This window comes from Arthrobacter sp. NPDC056691 (assembly GCF_042791415.1).
Classification (GTDB): Bacteria; Actinomycetota; Actinomycetes; order Actinomycetales; family Micrococcaceae; genus Arthrobacter.
In genome coordinates this window covers 54,137-66,602 of the sequence record NZ_JBHTXX010000012.1, presented here as the reverse complement: position 1 = coordinate 66,602, position 12,466 = coordinate 54,137, and the positions used below count along the sequence as shown (strand labels likewise).

At 66.9% G+C, this 12,466-nt stretch carries 10 protein-coding genes, 1 pseudogene and 1 riboswitch; of the genes and pseudogenes, 7 read left to right on the top strand and 4 right to left on the bottom strand.

From position 1 onward, the window contains the following. Nucleotides 1-190: 190 nt before the first annotated feature. From ACFRAU_RS11940 to ACFRAU_RS11930, 3 genes are all read right to left on the bottom strand, one after another. A complete protein-coding gene (locus tag ACFRAU_RS11940; RefSeq protein ID WP_378000081.1) occupies nt 191-919 on the bottom strand; it encodes a hypothetical protein in 729 nt (242 codons plus the stop codon). A gap of 3 nt (nt 920-922) precedes the next feature. After that, nucleotides 923-1,124: riboswitch (cyclic di-AMP (ydaO/yuaA leader) on the bottom strand. A 144-nt stretch (nt 1,125-1,268) separates the two neighbouring features. Then, nucleotides 1,269-2,771 carry a SulP family inorganic anion transporter gene (locus ACFRAU_RS11935; protein WP_378000080.1) on the bottom strand — a complete coding sequence of 501 codons (1,503 nt, stop codon included), beginning with the start codon at nt 2,769-2,771 and terminating at the stop codon, nt 1,269-1,271. Between the two features lie 6 nt (nt 2,772-2,777). Then, entirely contained in the window at nt 2,778-3,884 is a 1,107-nt protein-coding gene (locus ACFRAU_RS11930; protein WP_378000079.1) for a GTP pyrophosphokinase family protein, read from the bottom strand. Nucleotides 3,885-4,086: 202 nt separating this feature from the next. On the opposite strand from ACFRAU_RS11930, the gene ACFRAU_RS11925 reads away from it, so the two are divergent. The 7 genes and pseudogenes from ACFRAU_RS11925 (at nt 4,087) to ACFRAU_RS11895 (ending at nt 10,860) form a co-directional block, all read left to right on the top strand. Next, on the top strand, nt 4,087-4,908 hold the full coding sequence (locus tag ACFRAU_RS11925) for an alpha/beta hydrolase (protein ID WP_377995251.1): 822 nt from the start codon (nt 4,087-4,089) through the stop codon (nt 4,906-4,908). A 141-nt stretch (nt 4,909-5,049) separates the two neighbouring features. After that, nucleotides 5,050-5,661 (top strand): flavodoxin family protein, encoded by a 612-nt coding sequence (locus ACFRAU_RS11920; RefSeq protein ID WP_377995250.1) that lies wholly within the window; start codon nt 5,050-5,052, stop codon nt 5,659-5,661. 157 nt (nt 5,662-5,818) lie between these two features. Next, complete coding sequence (locus ACFRAU_RS11915) at nt 5,819-6,937, top strand: ferredoxin reductase (protein WP_378000078.1); 1,119 nt, start codon at nt 5,819-5,821, stop codon at nt 6,935-6,937. 14 nt (nt 6,938-6,951) lie between these two features. Continuing rightward, nucleotides 6,952-8,130: a fatty acid desaturase family protein gene (locus ACFRAU_RS11910; protein ID WP_377995249.1), complete on the top strand. Its 1,179-nt coding sequence runs from the start codon at nt 6,952-6,954 to the stop codon at nt 8,128-8,130. A 66-nt stretch (nt 8,131-8,196) separates the two neighbouring features. Further along, a pseudogene (locus ACFRAU_RS11905) lies at nt 8,197-9,158 on the top strand (carbohydrate kinase). A 9-nt stretch (nt 9,159-9,167) separates the two neighbouring features. Further along, the gene (locus tag ACFRAU_RS11900) at nt 9,168-9,698 is read left to right on the top strand and encodes a YbhB/YbcL family Raf kinase inhibitor-like protein (RefSeq protein WP_377995247.1); all 531 of its coding nucleotides are present in this window, start codon (nt 9,168-9,170) and stop codon (nt 9,696-9,698) included. A gap of 166 nt (nt 9,699-9,864) precedes the next feature. After that, entirely contained in the window at nt 9,865-10,860 is a 996-nt protein-coding gene (locus ACFRAU_RS11895) for a substrate-binding domain-containing protein (RefSeq protein ID WP_378000077.1), read from the top strand. Nucleotides 10,861-10,958: 98 nt separating this feature from the next. Here the strand turns inward: ACFRAU_RS11895 and ACFRAU_RS11890 are convergent, their stop codons facing one another. After that, on the bottom strand, nt 10,959-12,347 hold the full coding sequence (locus ACFRAU_RS11890; protein WP_378000076.1) for an MFS transporter: 1,389 nt from the start codon (nt 12,345-12,347) through the stop codon (nt 10,959-10,961). Nucleotides 12,348-12,466: the final 119 nt, after the last annotated feature.

The window sequence follows — 12,466 nt, the reverse complement described above, 5'->3', positions numbered from 1 at the left end:
GGCACCGGATCCGGAATGCATGGGGGACAATCCGGACCCGGCGATCCTGACTCGCAGCCGGAGACTGCGGTCTTTCATCAGGCACAGCCAGTGTTTCCCACCATCCTTGTAGAAAGGTGGGAGCACCTTGGGGGATGGCCGTGTTCCGCCGCCCCCAAGGCAGCGGAACACGGCGGTTTCTTCAGTTCTGCTAGGCCGCGCGAACAAACGTGACGGGGCCCGTGGCGGTGAGCCAGGACAGCGGGTGGGCCATGGTGGCGTTGATGCCGTTCATGCCGCCGCTGATGACTTTGCCGGCGCCCGCGTAAATTGCCACGTGGCCGGACTGGACCACCATGTCGCCGGGCTGCGGGGTGGAGACCACCACGCCATGGTTCAGGAACTGCATGGGCGCGAGGTCACCCACAGGGATGCCGGCCGCGCCGAGGGCCTTCTCCACCATGGCGGTGCAGTCCTGCGTGATGCCGATCTGGGCGTAGGCCGACGCCAGCATGGTTGCGTTGACGCCCGCGGCAGCCTTGACGGGTGCCTTCGGGGCCGGAGCGGCAGCCTTGACGGTGACCTTCGGTGCGGCCGCGGCCGGCGCAGCTGCAGCCTTGGGGGCCGCGGTAGCAACGGGCGCGGCAGCGACGGTGGCGGCTGCAGGTGCCGCGGCCTTCCTTACTGCCGGCTTTTCGACGACGGGTGTTGCCGCCACGGGGGCCGGGGCCGACTTGACCGCGGGGCGTTCAAACTCGATCCTGACGCTGGAGGCAGCGTTCAGCGGAGCCTGGACCTGGCTGGCGGCCGCGGCGGTCGGTGCCTGCGCCGGCTGGGCCGGAACGTTCGCGGCGTTGGCTGCGACGCTGCCGGTGAAGGCCAGCCCGGAGGCGGCAAGGATGGCCGCAGCACGGCGGCCAGAAATAATGCGGAACGACATGAAGAAGCCTCTCCCGATGCCTGCGAGGTGAGCTGTCGGATTCGGATGGGAGGCACCCGGCCGCGGTCCTGAGCGTGGTCAGGAACTGCGCGGCTTCACCCCAAGACCCGCTATAAGCGGGCCGAAAAGTGGTTTCCCCGTCTCTGCCGGACATGGGTCTTCGGTTGGTTCCTCGGGCTGCGGCAGAGTTAGGCAATCAGCGCGGGAGTGCCCTATCGGTGAAAAAGGCACGTTTTCCACCGTACGGGAGGCATCGCTCAATGTCACATTAAGGTAACGGCGCCGTGTCGTTCACTTCCGGCTTGCCCGCGTCATGTAGAGGGGCGGGGCCTGATTGGTGTGGTGAGCCTCACTCTGCGGCGTTGAGCTTGCCGGCCAGCCGTTCCCGCATCTGAATGCTGGCCGAGTTGAGGCCGATCAGTTCCACCTCCCGGCCGTGCCTGCGGTATTTCTCCGTGACGGAGTCCAGCACGGCGATGGTGGAGGCATCCCACAGGTGCGAGGCGTGCAGGTCGATCACCACGCTGTCGATGTCCGGCTCGGCGTCGCGGGCGTAGTTGAACTGCGTGTAGAGGTCGTTGGAGGAGGCGAAGAACAGTTCGCCGTCCACAGTGTAGGTGGCCACCGTCCGGCCGTTGAGCTCCACTTCCGTACGGTCGACGGTGGCGAAATGGGCCACGCGGCGGGCGAACATCGCCATCGCCGCCAAAACCCCGACGCCGACGCCGATCGCCAGATTGTGCGTGACCACCACCGTGCCCACGGTGATCAGCATGACGGCGGTTTCCGATTTGGGCATCCGCTTCAGCGTTGCGGGTGCAACAGAGTGCCAGTCGAAAGTGATGGCCGAGACGAAGATCATCACCGCCACCAGCGCCGCCATGGGGATGAGACCCACGATGTCGCCCAGGGTGACCACCAGCACCAGCAGGAAGGCGCCCGCGAGGAACGTGGACACCCGGCTCCGGGCGCCGGAGCCCTTGACGTTGATCATGGTCTGCCCGATTACCGCGCAGCCGCCCATGCCGCCCAGGAACCCGGTGACGATGTTGGCCACGCCCTGGCCCCAGGATTCGCGGGTCTTGTTGGAGCGGGTGTCGGTGATGTCGTCCACAAGCTTGGCCGTCATCAGGGATTCCAGCAGCCCCACCAGCGCCATGGACAGCGAGAACGGTGCGATGGTCTGGAAGGTTTCCCACGTCAGCGGCACCTGAGGGATGAACAGCGTGGGCAGGCTTTCCGGCAGCTGGCCCTTGTCCTGGACGGCGGGCACGTCGATCCCGGCCACCACGGTGAGGACCGTCAGGAGGACGATGGCCACCAAAGGTGACGGCACCGCCGTCGTGATCCTGCGGAAGCCGACGACAATCAGCAGGCCCGCGGCGACCAGCGGATACACGGGCCAGGGAACCCCGATCAGTTCCGGCAGCTGGGCCATGAGCACGAGGATGGCAAGCGCGTTCACGAAGCCCACCATCACCGAGCGCGGGATGAACCGCATGAGCCGGGTGACGCCCAGGACGGCGAGCAGGATCTGAAAGACCCCGGCGAGGATCACCGCGGCAATCAGGTGGTCCAGCCCGTGGCTGCGCATCAGGGGCGCGATCACCAGGGCGACAGCGCCTGTTGCGGCCGAGATCATGGCAGGCCGGCCGCCAACGAAGGAGATGGTGACCGCCATGGTGAAGGAGGCGAACAGCCCGATCCGGGGATCCACGCCGGCGATCAAGGAGAACGCGATGGCTTCCGGAATGAGGGCGAGGGCCACCACCAGTCCGGCGAGGGCCTCGGTCTTGAGGCGCCGCGGGGAACGGAGAGTGGCCCGGACGGACTGGAGCTGTTCGGGCTTCATGGAACTCTATTTCTTGGTCTGGCGGTAGCGCTCGATCTGCTTCAGCCGCCGCAGGAGGCTGTCGCGCCGCGGGTGGGGAACGGCGTCGGGCGCCTCGGCGGTGAGGTCGATATGTTTGGTGCCGTACTGCCACAGCAGGAGGTCATCCAGGAGGCGGTCGGGACCGGGGGAGTAGCGGTGGTCCAGGGCCCTGCGGACCTCGGTGATCCGGTTGGCGCTGAGCAGTCCGGCGAGCTGCACGGTCTGCTTGAGTCCGTGGGCCGCCAGGAGTTCGGCCGCCCATCCCCAGTCATCATCCACTTTACGGTCTACGTGGGGAAGCAGGGTGCGCCAGACATCGCGGATGCGGTTGGGGGTGAGCTGTGCCGCGCCCTCGCCGTCCACGTCCCAGTAGCTGCGGACCTCCTCATAGCGTTCATGCAGGTCGGCGAAGGCGCTCTCCACGGTTTCCAGCATGGCGGCGGTGGCGGTGAACTGGCGGTCGAAGTGCGGCGTCCAGGCGCGCGGGTCCTCCGCCTTGAACCGGATGTCGTGCTCGATCTCGCTCCAGGCGTGCGCGAAGACGGTGCGGATCTGACATTCGAAGAAGTAGCTGCCGTTGGGCGGGACCTCGGGGTTGAACACCTGCTGGTAGTTCTTCACGACGTCGTTCTGGATGGTGCGCAGGATCAGGTGCCGGCTGGAGTAGCCGTACGTTCCGGACTCGATGGAGCCGATGTCCTTTTCGCGGTCCCCGCGGCAGTCGAAGAGGTGCCGCTGGCGCTTGATCAGGTTGGCCACCAGTGCGTTCTCCGCCGGCAGCTTGGTGATGACGCGCACGCCCACCATGTCGTTGAGGGTCCGGAACGGGTCCGGGAACTTAAGGAGCCGTGGGCCGCCCTCTTCCAGTGGTTCCTCGGTCCGGGAGATCTTCTCCCGGAAGGAATCCGCCGACTTGGTCCGGCCGGTGACGAACAGCGGGGTGACCTCGGTGTCCTTGAGCATGGTCCGCAGTATCTGCAGGACTTCCCGGGTGACAAGCTTCAGGGCAGGCCGGACACGCTCATAGAGTTCCACGCTTTCCTGCACGGAGTCGCGCTGAGTGACGTCCAGGCGATCCCAGTTGCTTGCCATGGTTCCAAACTATCAAGGCGGCGCCACAGCGCGCCGGTGACACCCCTGCCACTGCAGCCCCTTCTGCCCCGCGGAAGCGGCGTCCATGTAGGCTCGGCACATGGCTGTTGTGCGCCGTCGTGCCTGCAAGCCCGGACCCCGGGCGCGCGGGCGGCGGCAAGGGGGGCCAGGCGCCCCGTTCGAAGGATCCTAGGAGGATGCAGTGAAGCGGCAGAAGTACCACTACGGTGACCACCCCAGCCAGTGGGGCGAGCTCTTCCTGCCGGAGACACCTGCCGCACGCAACGGCAAGCCGCCCTCCGCCCGCGGCGTCGCTGTGGTGATCCACGGCGGCTACTGGCGCTCGCAGTACGGCGCCGAGCTTGGCGAGCCGCTGGCCAAGGACCTTGCGGCGCACGGCATCGTGGCCTGGAACCTGGAGTACCGCAGGGCAGGTAACGGCGGCGGCTGGCCGCGGACCTTTGAGGATATCCTCGCCGGGATCGACAAGCTCCGCCAGGTGGCGGGCGAGCACGACCTCGACCTGAACCGCGTGGTGGCGCTGGGCCACTCGGCCGGCGGCCACCTGGCCGTCTGGGCGGCCGGCAGGGACCGGCTTGCGGGACTCGGTGCGGCCGACGCCGACCGCCAGGTCGGCCGGAACCTCAACGGTGAAGCCGTCCACCTGACAGGCGTGGTCAGCCAGTCCGGGCTGCTCAACCTCGCGCAGGCGGAATGGCTGGACCTCAGCAACGGCGCCGTCAGCAACTTCCTGGGCGGCTCCGCCGAAAGGTACCCCAAACGCCATAAATACGCCGACCCGATGAGCGCCGTGCCGCTGACCATCCCGGTCTACGCGGTCCACGGGCTCGACGACGACACCGTGCCGGTCAGCCAGTCCGAGGCCTACGCCACCGCCGCCCGCGCAGCCGGAGCGCCGGTCCAGGTGGTCAAGGTCCCCGGCGACCACTTCTCACTGATCGACCCGAAGACCCCGTCCTACCGGAAGTGCCGCGAGCTGGTGCAGGAGCTGCTGCAGCTCTAGGCTCCTGGGCGCTGGCCGGGGAACTCCTGCGGCGTCCATTCGTTGCACTGATATAGGCCCGGCCGGTCAATCCACTCCGGCGGTAAGTATGCTTATCATCAACCGCGAATGCCGCAGACGCCACAACGGAGGGACATTGCCTTGTCTGATCTCACTGCTATCGCCCTGATCTGCACGCTCACGCCGTCGCCGTCGTCATCCAGCAGCGAACTCATGGCCAGCCATGTGCTGGACGAGCTGGCCAAGAACGGCGTCCAGACCTCATCCGTCCGCGTGGTGGACCTGGACATCAAACCCGGCGTGGAGGTGGACATGGGTGGCGGCGACGAATGGCCGGCGCTGCGGACCAGGATCCTGGCCGCGGACATCCTGCTGCTGGCCACGCCCATCTGGATGGGACACCCATGCAGCGTGGCGCAGCGCGTGGTGGAGCGTCTCGACGCCGATCTGCAGGAGACCGACAGCCAGGGCAGGCCCATCATGTACGGGAAGGTGGGCCTCGTGGCGGTGGTGGGCAACGAGGACGGAGCCCACAAGGTGGTGGCCGACATGCAGCAGGCGCTGAACGACGTCGGCTTCTCGCTTCCCGCGCAGGGTTCCACATACTGGGTGGGCGAGGCGATGCAGACCGTGGACTTCAAGGATCTCCCGGAGGTTCCCAAGAACATTGCCCACTCGATCACCAGCATGGCCCGCAACGCCGCACATCTGTCCCGGCAGCTCCGGGCCGCCCCGTACCCCGCCGATGAGTGAGATTCCGCCAATGGACTTGACCCGGAAATGGACGCCGGTTGCTAGCAGCGTCGGCAAGGAGGACTCTTGTAGGTGGGGACTGAGGTACTTTTGTATATTACGATCCCGGGTTTCACTAGGAGATACACATGGGTGAACCCATCATGCGGTGGACAGCTTGATCCGGCTTCGAAAGCTGGCGCGCGCGGCGTCTGTACTGACAACTCCCCTGGCCCCGGAGGACATCCTCGCGCTCTTTGACCCGGTGTTTTCCGCCCGGCAGCTGCGCGGCGTGGTCACCAAGGTTGTGCCTGAAACAGCGGATTCAGCCACCATCCATTTCCGGCCCGGCCGCGGCTGGAAGGCCCATAAGGCAGGGCAGTGGGCGCGGATCGGCGTGGAGCTGGACGGCGTCCGGCACTGGCGCTCCTATTCGCTGAGCGCCCCGGCGGGGGAGGACCCCGCCATCACGGTGAGCGACATGGGTGCGGTGTCCGGCGTCCTGGTCCGCAACACCAGGCCCGGGGACGTCCTGTTCCTCGCGCCGCCGCAGGGCGACTTCGTCCTCCCCGAACACCCCCGGCCGCTCCTGATGCTCACCGCCGGCAGCGGCATCTCCCCCGTGATGTCCATGGTCCGTACGCTGGTGCCGCACCGCCCAGACGCCGACGTGGTGCTGGTCCATTCCGCCCGCATGCCGGAGGACAGTATCTTCCGCGAGGAGCTTTCCGAGCTCGCGGACCAGTTTCCCAACTTCCGTGTCACGCACTGGTTCACGGGGGAGCGCGGCCGGGTGGACTTTGGCTCCGCCGCCGGGCTGGACGCCCTGTGCCCCGACTGGCGCCGCCGGGCTGCCTACGCCTGCGGCCCGGAAGGGTTCCTCGACGATGCTGAAGCCCTGTGGGCCGCCGAAGCGGCCGCCCACTCCAAGGACCCCAAGTCAGCCCGGACAGGCGGGGCCACCGGCCCCTTCGCGGCTGACCCCGTCAACCTCATCATCGAACGCTTCAACACCAGCCTGCTGGGCGGCGAGGGGCACGACGGCGGTTTGGTCACCTTTGAGGCCTCCGACCGCGAGGTGGAGGCCGACGGCGACACCCCCCTTCTCGACGTCGGCGAAGACGCCGGCGTCCTCATGCCCAGCGGCTGCCGCATGGGCATCTGCCACAGCTGCCTGCTGCCCCTGCGTGCAGGGCAGGTCCGGGACCTGCGCACCGGTGAAGTCCACGGTGAACCGGGCCAACTAATCCAGACGTGCGTTTCGGCAGCCGCCGGGCCCGTTAACCTCGACATCTGAGGAGAAACACCAGCATGACTGCAATATCCGATCGCACAGCCGCGACTGCCACGACCACCGACAAACCCGTTACGAAACCGCGGCCGGGGGCCCTGGCGGCCACCGGCCGGCCAGCCGTGCGCCCGCCCGCCGCGGCGCACCTGACCGACGAGCAGGTGGCAGAGCTCGGCCGGGAGCTGGACGCCATCCGGGATGACATCCTGGCCAAGCGCGGCGCCTCCGATGCCGCCTACATCCGCCGGATGATCAAGATCCAGCGCGGGCTGGAGATCGGCGGCCGGGCGGCCTTGCTCAACAGCCGCGACAAGAAATTCTGGGTCCTGGGAACCAGCCTGCTCAGCCTTGCCAAGATCCTGGAAAACATGGAGATCGGCCACAACATCCTGCACGGCCAGTGGGACTGGATGCGGGACCCGGACATCCACTCCACCACGTGGGAATGGGACTTCGTGACCCCGGCGCGTTCGTGGCAGCACACCCACAACGACCTGCACCACCGCTGGACCAACGTGGTGGGCAAGGACAACGACGTCGGATACAACCTGCTGCGCATGGACGAGGACCAGCCCTGGACTCCGCGTGCTCTGGGCAATCCGCTGTACAACGCGATCCTCGCGCCGATTTTCGAATGGGGCATCGCGGTCTACGACCTCGAGCTCGTCGAATACAAGGAGGGCAAGAAGAGCAAGGAGGCCATGACCCGGGACCTCAAGGCACTCGGCGTCAAGGCCCTCAAGCAGTTCACCAAGGACTACGCCGCCACCCCGGCCGTGGCCATGCTCACCGGTTCGGGCAAGCAGGCCCTCATCGGCACGCTCACCGCCAATGCCGTCCGCAACGTCTGGGCGCACGCCGTGATCTTCTGCGGGCACTTCCCCGAAGGGACGGATACGTTCACGGAGGAGATGGTGGAGGGCGAGACCCGCGGCGACTGGTACGTCCGGCAGATGATCGGTTCGGCCAACATTTCCGGCTCCAAGTTCATGCACATCATGACCGGCAACCTGTCCCACCAGATCGAGCACCACCTCTTCCCGGACCTGCCGTCCAACCGGTACGGGGAAGTGGCGCCCAAGGTGCAGGAAATCTGCCGCCGCTACGGCCTGCCGTACACCACAGGGCCGCTGCTGAAGCAGGTGGGATCCTCCTGGGCGAAGGTCTTCAAGCTCGCGCTGCCGGGGAAGAAAGCCTAGGGGTTTCCCGCAACTTCGTTGCCGCGCACCCGAGCGCCGGACGGCGTTCTCTGGCAGAGTATGACCATGCTCACTGTTATCGGCGAGGGCCTCGTTGACGTGGTCCAGCGCAGCTCCGGAATCGAAGCCCATGTGGGCGGCAGCCCGCTCAACGTCGCCGTCGGGCTCGCCCGGCTGGGGCACCCGGTACAGTTCGTTGGCCGGTACGGCCGCGACGCCTACGGTGAGTCGGTGGCCGCCCACCTACGGGCGAGTTCGGTCATGCTCCCGCAGGCCCCGGACGGGCTGCCCACCAGCGTGGCCACCGCACTGGTGGACGACGCCGGCGCCGCCACCTACACGTTCGACCTTGCCTGGGAGCTCCCCGGGCTGGGAGAGCGGCTGCCGTTCATGCTGCAGGGAACCACGCTGCTGCACACCGGCTCCATTGCCACCATGCTGGCGCCCGGCGCCGCGGAGGTGCTGGCCGCCGTCGAACATGCCCACCCGGCGTCGACCATCAGCTTTGACCCCAACTGCCCCCCAGCATCATCACGGACGCCGATTACGCCCGCCGGCAGGCGGAAAAGTTCGTGACCCTCGCGGACATCGTCAAGGCCTCCGACGAGGACCTTGCCTGGCTCTACCCCGGAGTGGACCCGCTGGAGTCCGCGCGCCGCTGGCTGAAGCTTGGCGGTGCGGAGGGGCCGGCGGTGGTGGTGGTGACGCGCGGTGCGGCCGGGCCGTGGGGGATCACCGCCGCAGGGGAGGCCGAGTTTGCCGCGCCCCGCGTGGAGGTGGCAGACACCGTTGGCGCCGGGGATTCCTTCATGGCCGCGCTGCTGTCCGGCGTGGTGGACCGCGGCCTGGACGGCGCGCAGAACCGGGCAAACCTGCGGGCGCTCCCGGCCGAGGGGCTCGCCGCGCTCCTCGCCCACGCCTCGCGCGCTGCGGCGGTGACCGTGTCCCGGGCCGGCGCCAATCCGCCCACCCGGGCGGAGCTCAACCGCGCCGAAGCAGCAGCGGAAGCCGAAGTTCCCACCACCTGAGAGGCAGCCATGACATCGCCGGGCCCGTTTACGAACCTGCCGGACGTGCCCACGTTCGGGCTCACCAGCCGGTCGTTCGAGGACGGCGGGACCCTGCCCCCGCCGCAGCGCAGCGGCAGGATGCATGCCGGAGGCGCCGACGAGTCCCCGCAGCTGAGCTGGACCGGGGCGCCGGACGGGACCAGGAGCTACGCCGTCACCGTCTTCGATCCGGATGCTCCGGGCGCCGGCGGGTTCTGGCACTGGGCGGTGCTTAACATCCCGGCGGACGTCACGTCGTTGGTGGAGGGCGCCGGGGCCGAGTCCGGTCCGCAGCTCCCGCCGGCTGCCGTGCAGCTGAAGAACGACGGCGGCTTTCGCGGCTATCTGGGGGCGGCGCCGCCTCCGGGACACGGGCGGCACCGCTATATCGTGACCGTCTATGCGCTGGACGCTGAGGAGCTGCCGGGAGGGGCAGGCACAAAGCCTGCGGGGCTGGGATCCGCACTCGCCCGTCACCTGCTGGGTGCGGCGACGCTCACCGGCGTATACCAGCGCTGAGCCGTCGGCGGAGGCTCCTCGAATAGAACTATTGACAGGACAAAGTCCTGCTCTTATTCTCAAGTAATGGAGCGCTCCAAGTGCGCTCAATCACATCGCCTGTCGCCCCAGGGAGGGTGCAGGGGTGTGGTCCCCATCATCTGGACACGATCGAAGGAGATCACCAGTGAAGAAGTTCTTTTGGCGCCGTGCGGCGGTCGCTGCAGTTGCCATCCCGATGCTTGCCCTGACGGCCTGCTCCAGCCAGGGCGGAAGGGCTCCGGAAGCCAACAGCGGTGGCGGCGGCGGCCAGGCCGTCTCGACTCCGCGCATGAAGGTTGCCCTGGTCACGCACGCCCCGGCGGGCGACACCTTCTGGGACACCGTCCGGAAGGGCGCCGAGGAGGCCGCCGCCAAGGACAACGTGGAGCTCCTCTACACGAACGATCCCGAAGCTGGCCGGCAGGCGCAGCTGATCCAGCAGGCCGTGGACCAGAAGGTGGACGGGATCGCCGTCACCCTGGCCACGCCCGGCGCGCTGAAGGATTCCCTCAAGAAGGCCTCTGATGCCGGCATCCCCATCGTGAGCCTGAATGCCGGTGAGGACGTCTCCAGGCAGCTCGGGGCGTTTACGCACTTCGGCTCCAACGAGCAACTCGCCGGCCAGGCGGTGGGCGAGAAACTGGCGGCCGAGAACTTTAAGCACCCCATCTGCGTGATTCAGGCGCAGGGTCATGTGGGGCTGGAAGCGCGCTGCGCCGGCGTGAAGTCCAAGGTCCCGGGCACCGAGATCCTGTACGTGAACGGTGCTGACATGACCTCTGTTGAGTCGACGGCAACGGCCAAGCTGCAGGCGGCCAAGGACGCCGATGTCATCATCGGCCTGGGTGCCCCCATTACGCTGACCCTCCTGAAGTCCGTGGCAACCTCGGGCAGCTCGGCCAAGGTCGCCTCCTTTGATCTGAACAAGGAGCTGGCCCAAAAGATCGCGGACGGCACGGTGCTGTTTACGGTGGACCAGCAGCCGTGGCTTCAGGGTTACGAGTCCGTGGACGCCCTGTGGCAGGTGAAGCGGGGCGGCTTCAAGCTCGGCGGCGGGCAGCCGGTACTCACGGGACCCACCATCGTCGACAAGTCCAACGCGGCGGATGTCGTGAAGTTCGCCGACCAGGGAATCCGCTAAAGGCCGGCGACGGTGTGCCTGCGGGCAAAACGGAGGCGTGCCGTTCAGGGTGGGAAACCCGCACTGAACGGCACGCCTTTGCTGCTGGTTTGCGGGAGCTAGTTTGCCTGCAGCACCGGCTCATCATTGATGGCTGCGGCTTCGGGCTCGCCGCCGGCCTGGGCCAGCGTCATGCCCTTGGTTTCCTCGGCCATGAACAGGCAGACGAAGAACCCGATGGCGGTCAGCACCGCGGCGACAAGCATGGTGGGGCCGATGCCCCAGTAAGCCAGGCCGAACGGCAACGCGAACGTTCCGAGGGCCGCGCCGATGCGGCTCACTGCGGTGGTGATGCCGACGGCACTGGCCCGGACATGGGTCGGGAAAATCTCGCTCGGGTAGGCCCATTCCAGGATGCTGGGCCCGCCGGAGAACAGGGCGTAGGCCACGAAGCAGCCCACAATGATGGCCACGGGAGCCGACGGGAAGAGGCCCAGGATGAACAGCGGGATGGCCATCAGGGCGAAGCACCAGATGATGAGCGGCCGGCGGCCCCAGGACTCGATGAGTTTCAGCGCCGGGATGCAGCCGGCCAGGAACACCATGTCGATGACGACGGAACCGAGGTTGGAAAGGTTGCCTTCGCCCATGCCGAATGACGACAGGATCGTGGGGCCGAAGGTAAAGATGGCGAACAGCGGGCCCACCTGCAGGGCGTAGAAAGAGCTGCAGAAAATGATGCGCTTGAGGTAGGGCCGGCGCAGCAGCACGCGGAGATCGACCTTCTTTTTGGCGGCAGGGGTGTCATCAGCTGTTTCAAAGACCACGTGGTCGACGTTCAGCTGGTCTGAGAGGGCGGCGCGAAGCGCCAGCTTGGCGTCGGCCTTGCGTCCGTTGTGCAGCAGCCAGCGCGGGGACTCCGGTGTCCCCAGCCGCATGAGCATGACAACGGTGCCCAGCACGGCGGCGGTGAGCAGGATCCAGCGCCAGGAGCCGGCACCGAATGCTTCGAAGATGACGAACCCGACGAGGGATGCCAGGGCTGCGCCGATGAACCAGCCAACCTGGAGTACGCCAAGCATCTGCCCGCGGCGCTTCCGGGGGAGCCACTCTGCCAGGAGGGAGTTGGCAATCGGGTAGTCCGCGCCGATGGCCAGGCCTGCGATGAAGCGCAGGATGATCAGCTGCAGGGAATCCTGGACGAAGAACTGCAGCACTGACACGATCACCAGCGCCCACAGGTCAATCGTGTACATCAGCTGCCGCCCGATCCGGTCGGTCAGCGGACCCAGCAGGACAGCGCCAAAAAAGATACCGACGAGGGCCGAGGCCCCGATCAGGCTGGTTTCGAGCTCCGTTGTGTGGAAATCGGCCGAAATGCCCACCAGGGCGATCGCAATGATGCTCAGGATGTAGCCGTCAAGGATCGGACCTCCCATGCAGGCAGCGACGAGCTTCTTGTGGAACCGCGTGAACCGCGCTTCATCGATGGCGACGTGTATGTTCATGAATCCTTCTCACCTGGGTGGGGGAATGAGGCATCAGGTGTTGGATCAATCGTCGACAGGTTGGCAACACTTGATATATCAGGAGCGTAATGTGGGTCCCATCACAGGTCAATAGAAAT